This is a genomic window from Acaryochloris marina S15 (assembly GCF_018336915.1).
Taxonomy (GTDB): domain Bacteria; phylum Cyanobacteriota; class Cyanobacteriia; order Thermosynechococcales; family Thermosynechococcaceae; genus Acaryochloris; species Acaryochloris marina_A.
Genome location: NZ_CP064923.1, coordinates 2,376,189 through 2,394,006 on the forward strand (window position 1 = coordinate 2,376,189; position 17,818 = coordinate 2,394,006).

13 protein-coding genes and 1 pseudogene are annotated in these 17,818 nt (G+C 46.6%); 6 read left to right on the forward strand and 8 right to left on the reverse strand.

All coding sequences use genetic code 11. The features are described from left to right. Positions 1-122 precede the first annotated feature (122 nt). On the forward strand, positions 123-710 hold the full coding sequence (locus I1H34_RS11465; RefSeq protein ID WP_212665734.1) for a pentapeptide repeat-containing protein: 588 nt from the start codon (positions 123-125) through the stop codon (positions 708-710). 46 nt (positions 711-756) lie between these two features. Here the strand turns inward: I1H34_RS11465 and I1H34_RS11470 are convergent, their stop codons facing one another. Further along, complete coding sequence (locus I1H34_RS11470; RefSeq protein WP_212665735.1) at positions 757-1,104, reverse strand: hypothetical protein; 348 nt, start codon at positions 1,102-1,104, stop codon at positions 757-759. Positions 1,105-1,383: 279 nt separating this feature from the next. Continuing rightward, a complete protein-coding gene (locus I1H34_RS11475; protein ID WP_212665736.1) occupies positions 1,384-1,743 on the reverse strand; it encodes a hypothetical protein in 360 nt (119 codons plus the stop codon). Between the two features lie 296 nt (positions 1,744-2,039). On the opposite strand from I1H34_RS11475, the pseudogene I1H34_RS11485 reads away from it, so the two are divergent. The 3 genes and pseudogenes from I1H34_RS11485 (at position 2,040) to I1H34_RS11495 (ending at position 4,450) form a co-directional block, all read left to right on the forward strand. Then, positions 2,040-3,430: pseudogene (locus I1H34_RS11485) on the forward strand (ISKra4 family transposase). 19 nt (positions 3,431-3,449) lie between these two features. Then, the gene (locus I1H34_RS11490; RefSeq protein WP_315874865.1) at positions 3,450-4,265 is read left to right on the forward strand and encodes an SPFH domain-containing protein; all 816 of its coding nucleotides are present in this window, start codon (positions 3,450-3,452) and stop codon (positions 4,263-4,265) included. Beyond that, positions 4,262-4,450: a type II toxin-antitoxin system antitoxin gene (locus I1H34_RS11495; protein WP_212665738.1), complete on the forward strand. Its 189-nt coding sequence runs from the start codon at positions 4,262-4,264 to the stop codon at positions 4,448-4,450. Before I1H34_RS11490 ends, I1H34_RS11495 begins: the two co-directional genes overlap by 4 nt. Before the next feature lie 31 nt (positions 4,451-4,481). On the opposite strand, the gene I1H34_RS11500 is transcribed toward I1H34_RS11495, so the two are convergent. From I1H34_RS11500 to I1H34_RS11525, 6 genes are read right to left on the reverse strand one after another with little or no spacing between them, the layout of a single operon-like run. Then, on the reverse strand, positions 4,482-4,874 hold the full coding sequence (locus I1H34_RS11500) for a DUF4280 domain-containing protein (protein ID WP_212665739.1): 393 nt from the start codon (positions 4,872-4,874) through the stop codon (positions 4,482-4,484). A gap of 22 nt (positions 4,875-4,896) precedes the next feature. After that, a complete protein-coding gene (locus tag I1H34_RS11505; protein WP_212665740.1) occupies positions 4,897-6,855 on the reverse strand; it encodes a VgrG-related protein in 1,959 nt (652 codons plus the stop codon). 35 nt (positions 6,856-6,890) lie between these two features. Further along, positions 6,891-7,469, reverse strand: a complete 579-nt coding sequence (locus I1H34_RS11510) for a CIS tube protein (RefSeq protein WP_212665741.1) — start codon at positions 7,467-7,469, stop codon at positions 6,891-6,893. A 29-nt stretch (positions 7,470-7,498) separates the two neighbouring features. Next, the gene (locus I1H34_RS11515; RefSeq protein WP_212665742.1) at positions 7,499-14,719 is read right to left on the reverse strand and encodes a hypothetical protein; all 7,221 of its coding nucleotides are present in this window, start codon (positions 14,717-14,719) and stop codon (positions 7,499-7,501) included. Positions 14,720-14,735: 16 nt separating this feature from the next. After that, positions 14,736-15,308, reverse strand: coding sequence for a phage tail protein (locus I1H34_RS11520; RefSeq protein WP_249370022.1), 573 nt, complete (start codon positions 15,306-15,308; stop codon positions 14,736-14,738). Continuing rightward, positions 15,286-15,519 carry a hypothetical protein gene (locus tag I1H34_RS11525; RefSeq protein ID WP_212665743.1) on the reverse strand — a complete coding sequence of 78 codons (234 nt, stop codon included), beginning with the start codon at positions 15,517-15,519 and terminating at the stop codon, positions 15,286-15,288. The genes I1H34_RS11520 and I1H34_RS11525 overlap by 23 nt, the downstream gene beginning before the upstream one ends. An 880-nt stretch (positions 15,520-16,399) precedes the next feature. Here I1H34_RS11525 and I1H34_RS11530 point away from each other — a divergent pair. Beyond that, positions 16,400-16,681, forward strand: coding sequence for an HU family DNA-binding protein (locus tag I1H34_RS11530; RefSeq protein ID WP_010476266.1), 282 nt, complete (start codon positions 16,400-16,402; stop codon positions 16,679-16,681). A 30-nt stretch (positions 16,682-16,711) separates the two neighbouring features. Continuing rightward, positions 16,712-17,815 carry a threonine-phosphate decarboxylase CobD gene (cobD, locus tag I1H34_RS11535; protein ID WP_212665744.1) on the forward strand — a complete coding sequence of 368 codons (1,104 nt, stop codon included), beginning with the start codon at positions 16,712-16,714 and terminating at the stop codon, positions 17,813-17,815. The last annotated feature ends 3 nt before the right edge of the window (positions 17,816-17,818 follow it).

Consider the following 17,818-nt stretch of genomic DNA (forward strand, 5'->3'; position numbering starts at 1 on the left):
AATTTGGTGTCAATTGATTTAATACTTCGATGAAGAGTGATGATCCCTAGATATTACTCATCGGTACTGTTCGAGAGCTGCTAAAGATTGCGACCACATGTGGCCATTTAACTCTTAACTTGATGATGGCAAATCCTAAACATGTTGCAGAGTTAAAGAAAGGGGTTCAATCCTGGAACCAATGGAGACAAAGATTTCCTGATGTGATTCCAAATTTGACGACCTCTAACTGGGTTGAAGCTGACCTGAGCAATGCAAATCTTCAATTGGCTAATATGAGTGGGGCTAATCTGCTAGGAACGATTCTGACTGGGGCAGCGTTACGATGTGCCAATTTGGCTAATACTGATTTGTTAGGGGGGCTACTAAATGGAGCCGATATGAGCCGAGCCCACTTGTGTTGGACTAGGTTATTTGGCGCTAATCTAGACAGTGCGACTTTGGCAGGGGCTGATTTATATGGGGTTGATCTGGGGAGAGCAATTCTCTCTGAATCTAATTTAATGGGAGCAAGCTTGATGGAAACAGATTTATGCGAGGCCAATCTCCATAGAGCACAGCTACTAGGAACGAATTTATATAATGCTAATTTGAATCGTGCTGTCCTCCGGAAGGTTGAAGGTCTAACCGTCTCGCAAATCAAAACTGCTCACAACTGGGATGGAGCCTTTTTTAGTGAAGAGTTCAAAATGAAATTAGGTTGGATGTAAAAAGTCGTCTTTTGAACGTCATACAACCGTCTTTGTCAAAGGAATGTCACTCGTTCCAGAGGGTCACTTGTTCCGGATGTTGGTGAGCAGAAAAGTCTTCCGAGAACTCTAGTTCATTGTAGGGTTGCCCCAACTCATAGAGTGAATGTTTCGTTTTGATATAGACGTGGCCTGCACCTGCAAAATACCCCTGAATCGTTGAGGTCATGATCTTAGCCCCCACAGAATGCTGGGGATGACCATAAAGCCGACCTTTGAGAATAGGTCTTCCTGATTTTTCTAAGCCTATCCATGACTCAATGATAGGAATTCTTTGAGAGGCTTCTTGAGGCGTTTGCCTAGATTGAGAGATATTCCTTTGATAAAAAACTTTGATATCTTCAACCGTGACCATGGAGATATTGAACTCTTAAAAGGACACCAATGTTGAGGGAGATGAAACCTCTAAATTTTCTACCTCTATATATAAATTAAGTGAAATTTAGAGATATCAAATCAGTAATATCCCTGAAAGCTAATATCTAAGCAGGATCTACTCGTGTGGAATGCAGTGTATTTAAGGGTGATAGACCACACCTCATCAGTGACTGATTTATCGGCTAATTTATTGTGGTGAAAATAAGAAAATTACTGACATTTAACGATAATAAAAATCTGTTAGAGCAAGCAATGACTATACGTCACAAAGTAAATCTCGAATTGCTTCATTGAGTGGATCGGCTATCAGAGGTTGCCAATCATCTGCCGTTGCTTGGCCGTTAACCTCTACATCCTTGAATTGGTTTAAATTGCAATCGTACGCAGTTACGTAATCTATACGCTGTGGCGTTTTGCCTTCATTGATGTAGTAGCTGATGACGGTGACTTCGGAACCTGTTCGTTGGAGCGAATCGCGATCATAATATTGGCGAATTTGGCCTTGATCTGTTTCTGCAGCGAGTTTCCAGGTTGTGGCTGTGGCGGGTTGTGCTGCTAGTAGTAGCCATGCGATCGCAAGTCCGATCACCAACACCCCCATTCCAATTTTTCTCATCGCCCCACCTTTGAATTCTAGTCTGCTGCTACTTTACGTTAGCAGCAGACTGAGATGGCCTGCGATGACAAACCATAAGCACAATGTCAAAGTGATATCACTTTGCTATCTTAGTGATATGAATTTAAAGGAAGTGAATGTATGAACTCCACGCAAGAATCATCCGCTTGGAAAATTAATGGGTTTGGGGTGTTGCCAATCCTCTTATTGGGGCGTAAGCAAAGGATCGGGGATGCATGGCTCAAAGAAAAACGGGTCAAGGACAATAGATCCTGTACCCGAACCAAAAAACTATCATGACCCTACCATCGCAATTGCTAACCGTGCTAGCCCATGACGAATTTCTAGAACAAACTGAAGCACTCAAAGTATCAACCAGCCTGAGTCAGATGGTTTATATCGTTCTGCAAATGGGCTTGTTTCTAGCTCGCTGTCTTCTGGAGGATGAACTCTCAAGGCGCGCGAAAGCAGTATTTGTATGGCCTGTATGTACTACCTGCGGAACCCGCTTACATTCGAAGGGATGGGAATCTCGTCAGATGCAGACACTGGTAGGCACTATCTCTTGAAAGCGACGGGTGGGCCGTTGTCCCAAAGGATGTCCAGGCAGTCTGTTGACTCCCCTGGATCAAGCCATTGGGATTGCCCCTATCAGCACAGCAGCGAAGAACTGGTGCGTCTGGGCTGCTTGTTGAGTCTGTTCATGCCCTATGAACTGGCCAGTTGGATGCTGGGTCAGTGGAGTGGTCTATCCGTGAGTCCATCCAGTTTGTGGAACTGGGTGCAATCCGTGGGTAACAAAGCTCAGCAGGAATTAGAAGCTCAACTCAACGCTCAATCATCAGGGACTCAGGCCCCTTGTGAAGCGATTTCAGAGATGTTATCTGCTCTACCTTTGGCCATTGCCGCCGATGGTGTGATGGTCCCCTTTCGCCCCACCCCGAACTCACCCAAGGGAAAAATCCAGTGGCGAGAAGTCAAAGTCGCCATCTTAGCTCGCCTGGGAACACGGGTTACCCGAGCTAAAAAGGAGGTCCCCCAATTACTGCGTCGAAGACTGGTGGCAGTATTGGGCGATATCGACCAGTTCATCCCTTTACTTCAACTCGAAGCTCACAAACAAGACTTTGAATCTGCTCCAAAAGTCATCTGGCTCAGTGATGGGGGACGAGGCTTCTGGCGAGTCTATCGCACCTTGTTCTCTCATTGTGCTGTGGCAGTCCTCGACTTTTTTCATTCAGCAGGCCATCTGGCACGAGCAACTAAAGCGATGTTTGGAGATGCCCGCTCTGCTCAAGCCCAAGCCTGGTTCCGGCACTGGCGACACCAATTGCGACACGGGCAACACCTACTTGTATTACGGTCCTTGACGATATTGATTCACTCACAACTGTTAACGGGAAAGTCTTTTTCAACGTTGCTCCAGGTGCAGGCTTATTTCCAACGCCATCATAACCACATCCGTTATCGGCACTTTGAACAGCAACAGATTCCTCTCGGGTCAGGAATGGTTGAAAGTGCATGCAAGTGGTTGATTCAGCAGCGCTTTAAGGGAGTTGGCATGCGCTGGAGTGAGGATGGTTTCAACCATTTACTGATCTTGAGAATTGCCTGGGTCAATGAACGGTTTGACTCCTTATTCCCAGAGGTGACCATTCCGAAAACTAAGGCATCCCCGATCCGCTAAATACGCCCTCTTATTGTTCTTGGCAATCAGTAGTTGGTATCTATTCCCTTTTGTTCTGTTAGAGAAAACATTAGCGGGGCCTCAGCTCTGGCTAGGCTCTGGATTGCTCACTATGGCTGGGCTAGTCGCGGCTGGCTTTTTCCTTGTAGACCCTAATCAAGCTCGGGTATTAATCTTGCTAGGAAAGTACATTGGCAGTATCCGAGAACCTGGTTTTTACTGGACCATTCCTTTTATCGTCAGTAAACGTCCAGTCTCCCTTCGCGTTCGCAACTTTAATAGTGAGAAACTGAAGGTCAATGATGCTCAGGGGAGTCCGATTGAAATTGCAGCAGTAGTCGTTTGGCGGGTGGTTAATTCTGCTAAGGCCACACTTGATGTCGAAAGCTGTCGTGATTTTGTCGCAATTCAGAGTGAGACGGCCCTGCGAAGTCTAGCCAGTCGTTATGCCTACGATATTTTCGATAACACCCACGAGTCTTTACGGGGCAACCCCGATCAAATTTCTGACTTGCTCAAACAAGAAGTTCAACGCCGTTTGGAGGTTGCGGGGGTTGATATTATCGAAGCCCGAATTACGCACTTGGCCTATGCTCCAGAAATCGCTCAAGCGATGCTGCGTCGCCAACAAGCGATTGCAGTCATTGCTGCCAAAGAACGGATCGTCGAAGGTGCCTTGGGCATGGTGGAAATGGCACTGCATCGACTGAGTGAGCAACAGGTGGTAGACCTGGATGAAGAACGGAAGGCTGCTATGGTAAACAACTTACTAGTTGCCCTAGTCTCTGAAAGTTCAACTCAGCCCATCATCAATGCTGGAACCCTGTATACGTGAGCAAAAAGAAGCGCTTCTTATTACGACTCGATCAGACTCTCTACGACACCCTGGAACGCTGGGCGGCGGATGAGTTGCGCAGCGTCAATGCTCAAATGGAATTTCTGCTTAAAGAGTCCGCTCGTAAAGCCGGGCGGAAGAAGGAGTTTCCCTCAGATCAGGATTCAGCTTCCGATTCATCCTGATATTTTTACAGGCACCTTTTTATAAGGTGTTTCAAGGAATTTGGGTGGTCACTTGTCCGGGATAAGTAATCTGGATAATACCGCCCCAGGTACAAAAGCATTTAGACGTGCTATTCAACGCTGGAAAATTATTGATCAATACGGTTGGTGAACCTGGTGCCCAAGGGGCAGGAATAACTGGAATACAGGGCATGGGGGTAAGGACTCCCAACGCTGCAGCCGTTGCCGAGGCTACGGTGGGATTCGCGAGAGAAGAACAAACGCCAAAGGGTGGAATATTGGCGATGGGAGCATAGTCCATGATGGTGGCAGCTGCGGGACCTCCCGTCAGATCGGGGGGACCTTTAGGAATCACGATCAAGGAACTCGGTGCTGCACCAAATGAACATTGTAATGAAGCTCCCATGACGACCTGTTGAGCCATTGCCTACTCCTCCTTGTCACTATCAATTGATCTTTACGATTGAGCCTTTAATGCTATTTACCCCAGAGGCCTGAACAGTCACTAAGGCACCATCAATTTTAGTTTGGGCTGTCCCTTTCATAGCGGCCTGAACCCCTTGAATCGTGACGCCAGAATTGCTCAATTCAATGGATGAGCTACCCACCTTTAGCGTAATCTTGGTCGTTGCTGTTAGGGTAATTTCGCCAGCGTTCAGGCTAATTTTACGAGAACTACCGCTGGTTCCAGATTTAACATTGATATCTCCTGTCGAAATCATATCGATCTTGGCGGAGCCATTATCGTCTAGTAAGACTTTATGTCCTCCCTTGGATTTTATTTCTAACTTTTTACCTTGATCATCCAACCGGGCATAATGTCCTTCTTTTGTTTTTAATTCGGTGAACTTTTCACTGTCATTGAGATACAGATGGTGGCCATACACCGTATCTAAGTAAACTCCTTTTTTATTCGCATCTTTATCCTCTTCGACAAATTGGAGGGTATGGCCGGTGCGAGTTTTCACGGTTCGTAGATTGACCTTGCCGTCAACAATGGAACTATCCACCTTCTCTGGGGGACTATCTTTGCCATTCCACACCCCACCCATAATGTAGGGACGGTGAATATCACCATGTTCAAACCCCACCAGCACCTCATCATCCACTTCGGGTAAACAGTCAAAACCGCGATTCTTGCCTGCGCCGCTGGCAACCATTCTGGCCCAGTTACTTTCATGTTCCTCTGTCAGGGTGGGAAATTTCACTCGGACTCGCCCCCACCCTTTAGGGTCTTTGTTATTGGTGACTTTACCGACCAATAGGGTTTGCCCTGCCTGCAGCCGTTGAGCAGGGGCCAGCGTTGATAATAAATCTCCTCCCCGCAATCCCCGCACACTGAACTCAGTGGAATAAACCCGATCTTGGAATAAATGGCGCGTTTCCGTGATGTAGTATTTACCGCTGTATTTCCCCATATCTTTGAGTTGGACGACTTGCCCCGTTCTCAAGTCGGGATTGCCTTCAGCCCTGGCATCCGCCACTACAAATTCACCTCCCAACTCATCAATTAAAGCCTGGGCAATGGTATCGGCTTCTTTGGCACTAAAGACTGGTTGATCCACCACAATCATTTTGGGAGTCGTGGGTTTGCCATTAAAGACGGTGCTTTGCTTCTGGCCGGAGCCATGATCTGTTGAGGTTAGCAATTTCTCGACATTTTTAGTGGAAACGATGGCTTCCTTCCGTTCATAATCCCAACCCCGCACTTCAACACTTTTCACTTGCTCTGCACTGGTCACCCGCACCCGAAAGCTATGTAGATCTTTGAGCCAGGTGAGGGAAATATTGGAGTTGGCCTTGGGCTTCCGAAAATTCATCTTGCCGTCTTGAACATAGAGTTCAAACCCATTTCGAGCCGCTCTCTCCCGCAAAAATTCCATATTGGTTTGGTTCTCTTGAAAAATATAGTCATGGGGAGAACCGCTGTTATCAATGCTGCCAACGGGAATTCCGACTTCTCCAATCACTTTTTTGACAACATCGGTGTCGGTCATATTTTGGAAGGAGCGATTGTAGCGACCTCGATGGAGTCGATGGGAGATATCGTAACCGCGAATCACAATGGGGGCTTGGGAACTGGAGGTGAAATTCGTCTCCATGCCCGTGATTTCTCCATCCAGCACATAGCCTTGATTCTGATCATCAAAGTCCTGAGCTGCGGTGGTACTGCCGCTAAAGCCAATTTTGATGGTTTTACCGATCTGCAAGAGATCGTCATATTGCCAAGGGGCATCAACGGAGCGTCCAGAAAAGTAGTCATTCTTGATTACCAGGACAAACATCCCAGGTAAGTGCAAGCTTTCTTCCACAGAAATCTGGAGGATATCTTCCATCAGCTCATTGGATGCTGTTTTACCATCAATCTCTAGAAGTGGCTCGGCAATATAGGTGGTTGCAGGCATAGGTGTAAACAGTTGGAGAATTGAATTTCAGTACTTTAGCGACCAAAGGTTGTCCGGTTGGAGCGACTATCCTGGGAGCGATTGGGGGAGGCAGACTGACTCCCTCCTGCACCTAGGCTGGACTCATCTATTTCCTTCAAGGACATATCGACCCGGGCTTGGACCGGTGTTCCATCAGGCAAGAATAAGGTGAGTTTGTAAGTAATTTGTTCGACAAAACACCGCAGATATTGCTGGTCTCCCCAAGTGAAGATATAGATAGGCGGTCGTTTGTTGGCAGCGTCACCACTGTCATCAAAATCCAAGGCTTTAATCAGTTTGCTGACATAGGCATCGATCACGCTTGTACCTTGTTCGTAGGTATCAAACAATATATTGCTTAAGGACAAAGAGCAGGCTTCCGGGTAGGCAAAGGTGACTTTGGGTAATCCCTTAGCGGTTCGTGCCCCTTGGCTTTCATTCAGGCGCATTGACTGCTGAAAGACCAATTCAGTGGGGTTGAACATAAATTCAATATCTTTACTCTTGTCCGTGGGTTGGTGGACTAAGGTTGCCTTGGCTAACTTGCCAGAGGCAACGGCACTGTTATTGCTGCGAGAGCCACTATAGGTCATGGGTATGGTTCAACCTCTTCATTTAATGTTCACCAAGGTAAGCGACCAGAATGATACCCTCCATGTCTCTCTCGCTCCACTTCCAGCCGCTGTCGGAGGATATGATAGATCTCCCTGGCTAAGATCTCGAAGCTTTGCTCATCTACTTTGGATGCGGTTGAAGTGTCGGTGTGGGATTGACGCATCACCACTTCTGTCGTTTGTAGAGGGGATGAGACTGGAGGAGGGGCAGCTAGAGCCTTTTGCAAGGTTTGAGCAGTCCGCCGGACAGATGCTGTTTTTCTTTGGACTCGCTTTTCTGGGTGAATTCCAGTGGGAGTGAGAACTAAATCTGAAGTGTCTTCAGGTACTGGGGTTTGTGGCTCTGCTTGGCGTTGGATGGCTGATGGCGATTGGACTGTGAATAGGTCTTCGATACTAGACCAGTTTGAGGGTAGTGCTGAGGGTTGGATTGTGGGTGCGATCGCATTCTCCGTATTCGCCTCAAAATCCTCCTCAGATAGCGCCGTGTCACCAGGGCTTAGATCTAATGGAATATTCGGGCGTTGCAAATGGCTGAGTTTTTGAGCACGATGCTGACGATTCGACTGGCTGGCAGGCCATAGGCTACTGATTAATTTCGGAGCAACAAAATTGTCGGCAATGCTGGAAAGGGGAGAAGGCGCTTGGCCAGTCGCCAATAACTGGGCAACGGTTAGGTCTGGAGAATTCTCCTGTGGTAGTTCTAATTCAGGTGGTTGTGCTGCTATCTCAATGACTCGGCGTTGGCGCAAATCTGTAGAGTCAGGCTGAGCATTTATCTGATCTATCTTCAGCGCATCGAGAGTACCGCCTGATGGGTCTTGGTGCTGAATCGTAGGCTTAATGGGGGGCGATGATAATGGCTGGGTTGAAGCAAGTGAAGAGTCCGAACGATCTGCATCCGAAATCTGAATCTTTGAATCAGGTGTTACTTGAGGCGGTTCTGCAACTTCAGATTTTTGTACAATGTTGGAGGAGATTTCTGTATGAGCAGGGTCAAACTCTGTTTCTACCTGAGAAGAGTGGCTCTCTGAATTCTTTTGAAGGATCTGATTCTCGTTGAGATCAGAGGATGGACTTGACGATATATCTTGACTGGGTAAATTAGCATTTTCGATGCTTCCATCAGGACGTTGAGCTGTAATTTCAATAACCCGACGGTGAAGAGACTCTACCTTGTCCGGTTGAGACTGGATGCTTTCTACTTTTTGAGGTGACGAATCAGCAATATTTTCAGTTGGAAGTTGTTGTAAGTCTGGAGTTTTGGTGTCAGAAATACTCGGTTTGGCTAAGGGGGCCGGAGTAGCCTGATCCGAACGGGTTGTTGGGGTGGGTAGATCTGAACCTATCTTTGTCTTTGAAATTGTACTGGGCTGATGTGCAGACTGGATAATTTCTGATGCGTCTGAAATGTCAGTAAGAGCTGTATTAGAATCGTGAGACTGCTCAATGCTGGATGCTTGGATGGCAGGCTCTATAGTTGCTTCAGGCAAGTTATTGGGAGGTGATGTATCAACAGTTGGAGAGATGTGGCTATTTGGTGTAGCTTGCTGTTGTTCGGGCTGGTCTATTGACTGGGAAGGTTGGCTGTCTGGGGTTGGCTGGATTGAAAGAATATCTCTAGTATCTGGAGGTGATTCTTGGATGCGATCGCAATTATCATACGATTGCCCATTGCTTCCTTTCTGTAGCTGTGCTTCAACCGCGGGTTGGACAACAGAAATCTCCACAGCCTGAATCGGAACGGTAGATGTTTGCTTTGATAACAACTTCGATATTTCTGTATTGGGTTCTGTTTGAGCAGAAGTCTTGTCTAGGACAGGAGTTTCCGGGGCTTTAGCCTGAGCATGTAACGGTTTGCTGGCATCACTGACATCCTTTCTTCGAGCAACTAATGGCTGATCACTATTTGATTGAGTCTCAATCTTTCGCTGAACGATGTTGCCCGTCTCAGCGATGCTAGCAGTATCACTGGTATTGCTTGGAGCTTGTGGCACATTATTTTCTTGAGATTCAAGAATCTTGGCATTCTGAGTGGCAGCAATAGCCGTATGGTCGGGCGCGTTTACCTTGAGGTCTGATTCAGATAAGCTTTGGTCTGATACTGTCTCTTTCGGTGGATTTACGTTGGCTTGAATCGTTGGGGAAGCACTATTCGATACGTTGTCGTCTTGTTTCGGACTTTGAGATGTGTTGATATTAGTGCTATCCAGATTTTGACTAGTAGCTTCTGAGAGGTTAACTTCTATAACTACCTTTGGACTCTCTCTGTCGTCACTTTGCTTACTCTTCTTGGAAAGCTGAACCTGTTCTTCACTGAATTCCTGGATAGATAAATCTGAGCCAGCGGGAAGCTGTTGTTGAGTTTGGCTAGTGATCGATGGCTGTTCAACCTTAGTTTGAACGGAGACTTCACTAATGGGAGGACGTTCTGGAGGATGCGATTCTGTTTCTAGAACATGTTGATCCAGAAAGTTTGGGGTTGGAGCGTTAGGTATATCGGGTTGAGATTGCTCCTGTATAGTTTGTCGCTGGAGTAGGTTGTCTGGATCGCTGGTATTTGATACTTCTGAGTTTTCATCAGAGTCTGTGGACTCCTGTAACGATAGTTCAGCTTGAGAAAGTGAATGTGAACTTGGGGGGATAGCAGCTTTGGATTGTTTTATTCGATCATCAGCATTGTCGAGTTGTGATGATTGCTGATGAGTGACGTCCTGACGTTGAATAGAGTTATTAGTACTTGGAATTGAGGTCGCTTGATTGATCGCCTCACTTTGAGTAATGGAATTCTTCTGAGGGGAAAGTTGAATGGAATCTGAGGTGGGCAGAGAAGACAGCTCTGTTCGGTGCTGAAGGTTCGGTTCGCTAAAGGAGCTAGAACTTTCAGAATCCAAGGGCTTAGAGTTTATTTCCTCAGCTGGGATAGGCTGCTTTTGAATAATTTCTGCTGTGGATGAGTGTCGTTTAATTGAGCTATCAGCTAAGGGAGAAGGAACCTCAGAGGGCTGTATGGAAGAGTGGGGTGTGTTTCTTGAAGGCTGGTCAGAGACTATTGGAGCGCGGGTCGAAGCTGCCTCGCTCCCATCGCCCGTGTCATGCTGCCTTTGGACCACTGCTGTATGTCCAGTGGTCGGTGATGATTGTGTGGGTACGTTTGGTCGTTCTAAAGGGTTGGACTGATGTGTCGATGGCGATGTTTCCTCTTGTTCAGTCAGTAAAGTTGGTCTGAGAGTTGTATCAGCTCCTGTATTCTCACTAGAAATTTTTGCGGGAGACGACGCTAGGTTCTGCTTGTTTGTCTGGCGTTTTGACTTTGTCTTTTTAGGCCTTAAGTTTGCCAACTGCTGGACAATGGTTGTACCTATTTTTGAGATATGGGAATTGAGGGAGAGATTGCGACTTTGAGATGATTTTGGTGTTGAGCCACGGTTTTCTGAACCTCGACTCGATACATCGGTTATTGGCTGTTCTGAGCTTGTTGAGGTTATCTCAGAGCTATCTGGAGTCCTTTGTATAGAGTCCTCATTGCCTGATGGCAAAGCTGGCTCATTTTGTCCTGAATCTTTTGGTGGCTGAGGAGTCTTTGCTTTATCAACAGAGCTAGCTTGAATAATTGGCTCAGTTGTGGATTCTGGTGGATTATTAGTGTCTTTTGCTGGGGAAGGAGGGATGGCGGGATTTACATCCGTTTGAACAAGACTTTCTGTTGCCGGGTTAGATGTAGAGGTTAGCTGTACCGAATCAGTCAATAATGGTTGTTCATTGCCATACACTTTGTCTGAACTAGGCTCAGCAGAGGCCTGAATATTATCTCTATTAAGCTCAGGAACATCTGCAGATTGTAGGGAGATGTTTTTCTGTGCAACTTCGGATGAGGTCGCTGGTTCAACTGAGCCAGCTTCCTGACATTGTATGGATTGAGGTAATTGCCTCCTCGAACTTTGTTTTCGGATCGACCGATCAACCCTCTCTTTAATTTCTGAACCTAGATTTGTGATTCTATCTGCGAATTGATTTTGAGTGGTTTGCCATCCAGGCTGGGCAGCATTGGGTTGTGCTTCTCCTTGGGCAACAAGTGCTGGGTTATGCCCTTCCCGTGGGGAAGATTCCTCAATACTATTTGGGGTAGGGAAGTCTACTTGCTCAGAAGGAAGAGGGGTCGGTATTGAGGATTGTGATGCTTCAGCTTTTTGTACCGTTGGTAATTCTTGGGTTTGGAGATTTTCATCAGCAGTGACATCGGTGAGTCGACCTGACTGATTCTTGGGATGCTCTTGTTCGTTTGAACTAAGTTTAGATTTTGAATGAATAGCTGTATCTGGAACTGTATTGGGTGAAAATGGCTTAGCCTGAATGTCTGATTGAATAGATGTTACAGCGTTTTTATCTACAGCTTTACCACCACTACCTTGCGATGGCGATGTATCTTCACCTACCGATTTTTGAGGCGAGACAGGGTTGATGGTCTGGTCTTTACGATTCTGCTCTGAGTTTTTGGATAAAAACTGCTGCTGTCTTTGGAGCGGATTGGACTCTTCATTTGGCTGAGGTTCAAGTTGGCGACTAACCGTATCCATGACCTGTTGACTGAAACGCGTCAGTCGTTGCAGGGGTTGAACTGGGAAGGGTCCCCGCGTCTTTGCTTTTGACCGAGACGAACTAGACTCAGCATTAGAAGTAACATCTGATGATGAGGTAGGTTTTTGCTGATCGGCACTCCCCTCGGGTGTGGATGATTCAGATTTAATTTGATCCGGTCTAGATGCCTTGGAGTCTGAGGTGGACTCAGTCCCCTCATTAGGACCAGCGATTGAATTAGGATGTTTGTCTTGATGAATCGTTGGCTCAGACATTCCAAGAGACTTCGTTTGTAGTGGAGTGGAAGGCGAATGTTCTTGGGGTAAGTCTATAGACTCAGGAATTGCTTGAACAGTTGGAGAATTCTCTTCATAGTCAGCATTCTCAGTGTTCACTGACAGCAGTTTTTCTTGGGACAGTTCTTGAGAAGGAGCTTTCTCTACAGCCTTTGTTCCTGTTTGGACTAGAGATACTTCAGAGGATGATTGTTTTGAGTCAGGGGACGATTTGGCTTGAAGCAATGGAGCGTTTGACAGTGGAGGTGAATCATTCGTGGATTTCTGTACCTCATTGGCCTTAGCTCTAGATTTACCAACAGGGAGTGATTGAGATGCCTGCTTAAGCTGAATACCAACTTTATTAATATCCTGTTGGGCTCGTTTCCCCATTCGCGAGAGCTGAGCTTGTAAGGGAAGCTTTTTCTGTTTGCTTTTTTTACTTTGTTTCGTTTGTTTTTTTTCAGGTGCTTTAGTAGATGCCTGAGGAGTTAAATCGTCTGCTCGTTGAATAGCTGTTGACTGTACCGCTTCCCCATCAATTTTTTCTGAAGTGCTGGGTATAGAAGGACTCTCAACGGATGGGAGGTTGTTACTAGGATTAATGCGGTTAGTCTCTACCTTTGGTATCTGTGGGTGATCCGTAGAAGACTGCTGAACAGCCGAACTTTCTGAGTTTTGAATAGTTGTTGTCTCTGTGGAGCTATCAGAAGTCTTGGCCGTTGAACTGGGTGGCTCGGAATTCTTAAGCAGTAAAGACTCATCATCTGGAGATTGTTGAGGAGATGCTGGGGTGACTGTTTGAACAATTGTTGTCTTGATGGGGGTTTCGTTAGTCTTGGGCTTAGGGCTAGGTGTTACAGGAGTTTCAATTGATGAACCACGATCAATTGAGTGACTTGGGTTAGCTTCTACTTTTGAGTTAGCGAGGGAAGCCTGTGAACGGCTAGTTTGCAGTTCATTTGGAGAAATAGGAGATGACTGTATAGTCCGCTTAGCAGGTAGATCTGTGGTGATGTCAGTCGCTTGTTCAGTGGGTGGAGTGGTTAGCTCGATGTCTTGAGCAGTCGCCTCAAGTGAAGTTTGGATTGGAACGGGTTGGGACTCGGGAGGTTGAACGTTAGATACTGGTTTTTCCTGAACAGGTTTAGAAGAAATAACTGGTTTTTGACTAGACAGTGGAGATGCTTTTGGGGCAGCTTCTTCTTTACTTTGGACAACCTGGGTGTTTTGAGTAGATAGAGCTAATGAATGGTCAGGGGCAGAAGAGACTTTTGGGAGGTTTGGTTGAATGGGGGTAGAGACTTCTGATGCTTCAGTTGGAGATGAATCAGAATTTGTAGAATTGGCAAGAGGTGAAGGGTCTAGGCTAGAAGATGTTACGTCTGAGTCTAGAGGAGTGGCCTGTTCTTGAGACTTAGGGAGACTCTCTTGGATTGCGGAGGGCTCGGAATTTGCCTTGATTTCTGGTAAATCCTGGCGTTTAGTCTGAAGGGGCGGCACATCTGTTGGGTGGGAAGAAGCACTCACCTCAGGAGATATCGCTTTGGATGAGGGATGTGCGATTGGTTTCTGGGGCGTTTGTTCAGGCTGGGGGTTGAACTCAGTACTGGGTTTGCCGGCAACCCCCTCTGATGATGTCTGAAGTCCCGGTGTGTTGTCTATTGGGGAGGAAGCAGGGGAATGTGCTGACTCTTGAGCATGGGATTCATGGGATGGCGGGCTAAGTTTAGAAGTCCTGACCAGCTTAGGTTGAAGTATTGTGTCAGGACTGCTTTGATCTTGAGCAATCTGTTTTTCTGATTCAACCTGCTCAGAATGAGGGACTAAAGACTGGGTAGAGATCTGATACTGCACAGGCTGAATAGAAGGGGCTGCAGCTTGGGTCGGGGCAGCATTAAGGACTGCATTAGTCTCACTGGATGACGATGGTTCTACTTCTGGTGCATTGCGATGGATCTTGTTAGCATTGCTGGGTGCTGTTGGCGGCTCCTGATGGGTTGATAATTGCTCTAATTTAGGTTGCAGATTCTCGGCAGGTGCTTTCGGAGCAAGAGTGCTAGGTTGCGCTCCAGGAAACTGGGTTACGACGGATTGAGAGATGTTGGAAGCCATTGACGACAGCTCGTCAATGGCTTCCGTTGGCACCTGGGCAGCAAAATGGGTATTTAGAAGATTTGTCCGAGCTGTTTCGGTAGGCAGGGTGGCATCCAAGCTTATTAGGGATACAGTGCCCAAGGGAGATAGGGTATGGGGTTGGAGAAAGGATTGTCCTAGAACAGGAGGAGGTAGCAGTGGATGTTGCAGGCCGAGCGAGTCTGAGGAAGGAATCTCTTCCGGCTGGGATTGATGACCTTGACCTGAATTGACATCCATAAACAAACGTTTTGGGTTAGTTACTGGGGTAGAATCCTCCGGCATCTCTACCTTTCAAGAAGGTAGCCCCACCGCCTGCGTTACTGCTGGGCTGCAGGTTGGCAACGACCTTTAGACCTTCGTATGCCAAGGTGAGTTCTTCAATGGCAACGGTAGATGTATCCGCTTGGAGAGCTGGAGCTTGCCAAGCCACGGGGACGGCACCAATTAAGGTCCAGGTTTGAATGGTTTCTCCTGCTTGATTGAACAAGAGGATATTGATGTTGCGACGCTGGGGATTCACATTACGATCGGTCGGTTCTAACTGGGTGAGCATACGACTGGCCCAGCCCCAAAACACTAGATCATTCGTAATCCCTCGCTTGAGGGTGACATCAGAGAATTCAGTTTGACCGAGTATGATTCGCTGCTGGTTGTTGACGCCGCCTTCAAAGTAGGTGTCATGCTTGATTTTGGCGCTTAACCCTGAACATTCGCTAAAGCAAGCACTGATATAGCTCTTTTCTTGGATTTCGACATAGAAGCGATTGGCAGTGACGTAGTTAAGGTTATGGGTTTCGCTGTTGCTAGCCACTAGTGCCGCCCCCATAGTTCCGCTCGCGCTGATTTTGCAGGTCGTTTTGCATCAGTTCATAGATGCGATCGCATAATCGAGATTGCGCCAGTGGATCTTGCAAAATCTGGGCTGCTAATCTGAAAACCCTGTCTCGATCAGATAGATCAGACAGTCCAGGCGAGCACCCCGCTGAAGCTGAATGGATTCTCTGGTTTTCTCCTAGAGACTGATCCCCTTGGCTCATATGGCAAGTACCTAGTAACAACTCTCCCCGCCTGCCCCACCCCGCTTCAGATAAGGGATGAGGGACCAGCCTCACTCTATGGGCCAGAAAGAGCGACCGATAGTAGCCAAAGGTCTAACTGCACCAAGCATATGGTTCTACATAGGCGCAAGCCTTCCATGAACAAAAGCTGTGATGGGTAAAAAGGTCTATTAGAGAATGGTCCTCTTCTCCACTTTGAGTAGAGGCTAAATGAAGCCGTGAACTTTTCTAAGATTTTCCATCAGTTTTATCTTGCTTCATCATTTGATTAACAAAAGCGAAGATTTTAGTAAATATACTCAGGAATCCATAGGGTATGAAGAAACTAAATCTCAGATGAAGCTTTACCTATCGCACCTAAATGGATAGGCAAAAGTAGAAAAATTTGCTGACTGCATTCACTTTTTTTCAACCGTAAGGAGGGTCTGATATCAGCTGAGACCTCTAAAAGTGGCTTAACTTAATAATTTTTTACAGGATTAAATTTCTTCTGACAAATAAAACTTACTGGGCATCAATAATCGAGAATCGTTTTCATGTTGATGTCTTAAAAGTATGCCCAGAAAGCTTTTTGAGCTATTTGACTGTCCGTAACTTTTGCCGAAATACTCCAAACTTTTCTATCCATAAACTCGTAATTACCAAAAAAAACCTGAAATCCAGAGATTATCAAGGTTCTGACGATCTATATTTAGCGAATAGCATTTAGAATAATCCATTAAATCGACGTGGTTGCGACATTTCAGCCAGTTAGACTGTAGTTACACTCCAGATAGAACATCAGATTTATCTGTATTTTTCTGGAACTACAGACTCGATTTTTTTGCTCACGCTTAACTGAACAAATAGGAGTCAATCAATGAATAAAGGAGAACTCGTCGACGCCGTTGCTGATAAGGCAAGTGTCACGAAAAAGCAGGCAGATGCAGTTCTGACTGCCGCCCTAGAGGCCATTGTTGAATCTGTCTCGTCAGGAGAAAAAGTCACATTGGTGGGATTTGGCTCATTTGAACCTCGCGAACGCAAGGCCCGGGAAGGACGTAACCCCAAAACCGGTGCGAAAATGAAGATTCCCGCAACTAAAGTTCCAGCTTTCTCTGCAGGTAAGCTGTTTAAGGAAAAAGTTGCTCCTAAAAAGTAATTCCTTAATTTTTGGTATGAGGCGTCACTTTTGAGTCGCCCTTTACATGGAGGCAACCTGCGGTGGGCTGCAGACATAGCAGGTTGTTCTCCCAGCTGTATTCTCGATTTCTCGGCCAGTATTAATCCGCTTGGGCCGCCTAAATCTGCAATCACAGCAATTCAAACTCATCTCGATACCCTCACGGCTTATCCAGATCCCAGCTATCAGTCCATTTGCCAGGTGTTGAGTGAGGTTCACCGGCTCCCCATTGACTGGTTCTTACCGGGAAATGGGTCAGCAGAATTACTCACTTGGGCCTGCCGTGATTTGGCTCAACTTGCATGGACTGGGGTTCTAACGCCCGCATTTGCTGACTATCAACGGGCACTGAAGGCGTTTCAAGCCCAAATTCGACCCTTACCTGTGGATCTTAGCCAGATTCACCAACAATCTTCCAGTGATTTGATCGAGCAGGCCTTACAGGGCGCTAGTCAGTTTGCCGATTCAGCTCAAGCTGGACTGTTACTGAATAATCCCCATAATCCCACTGGAGGGCTGGTCAGCATCAGTCAAATAGAACCGTTTCTAGAGCAGTTCTCTTTGGTGGTGGTGGATGAGGCATTTATAGACTTTTTGCCTGCAAATGCTGACTACAGCTTGATTTCTAAAGTGCAAGATTTTCCCAATCTCATTATCTTGCGCTCTCTGACCAAGTTTTATAGTTTGCCTGGGTTGCGGTTGGGATATGCCGTTGGCCACCCTGATCAGCTACAACGCTGGCAACAATGCCGCGATCCCTGGTCCGTGAACTCCCTAGCTGTGATGGCAGGGATAGCGGTACTGGAAGATCAAGCGTTTCAAAACAAAACCTTATCGTGGTTACCCCCTGTTCGCACTGAGCTGATGCAAGGTTTGGTGGATTTGGGGGCTTATCCCCTGGAGGGGGCAGCGAATTTTCTGTTAGTACAAACGAAGGTTTCGGTGCCTATGTTGCAGGAGTTGCTTTTAAAACATCACCGTATCCTGATTCGAGATTGCCTGAGCTTTCCGGAACTGGGAGATCAGTATTTTCGAATTGCCGTGCGGACCCAAGCAGAAAATCAACGATTACTGACGGCCCTGACCGATTGCCTACCTCAGTTATCTGTTTAGATG

Coding starts and splice junctions, on each gene's coding strand:
- I1H34_RS11470 (WP_212665735.1), bottom strand. CDS start 1,104: ATGGTCACGGTTGAAGATATCAAAGTTTTTTATCAAAGGAATATCTCT.
- I1H34_RS11510 (WP_212665741.1), bottom strand. CDS start 7,469: ATGACCTATAGTGGCTCTCGCAGCAATAACAGTGCCGTTGCCTCTGGC.
- I1H34_RS11465 (WP_212665734.1), top strand. CDS start 123: ATGATGGCAAATCCTAAACATGTTGCAGAGTTAAAGAAAGGGGTTCAA.
- I1H34_RS11475 (WP_212665736.1), bottom strand. CDS start 1,743: ATGAGAAAAATTGGAATGGGGGTGTTGGTGATCGGACTTGCGATCGCA.
- I1H34_RS11500 (WP_212665739.1), bottom strand. CDS start 4,874: ATGGCTCAACAGGTCGTCATGGGAGCTTCATTACAATGTTCATTTGGT.
- I1H34_RS11520 (WP_249370022.1), bottom strand. CDS start 15,308: ATGGGGGCGGCACTAGTGGCTAGCAACAGCGAAACCCATAACCTTAAC.
- I1H34_RS11530 (WP_010476266.1), top strand. CDS start 16,400: ATGAATAAAGGAGAACTCGTCGACGCCGTTGCTGATAAGGCAAGTGTC.
- I1H34_RS11525 (WP_212665743.1), bottom strand. CDS start 15,519: ATGAGCCAAGGGGATCAGTCTCTAGGAGAAAACCAGAGAATCCATTCA.
- I1H34_RS11515 (WP_212665742.1), bottom strand. CDS start 14,719: ATGGATGTCAATTCAGGTCAAGGTCATCAATCCCAGCCGGAAGAGATT.
- I1H34_RS11505 (WP_212665740.1), bottom strand. CDS start 6,855: ATGCCTGCAACCACCTATATTGCCGAGCCACTTCTAGAGATTGATGGT.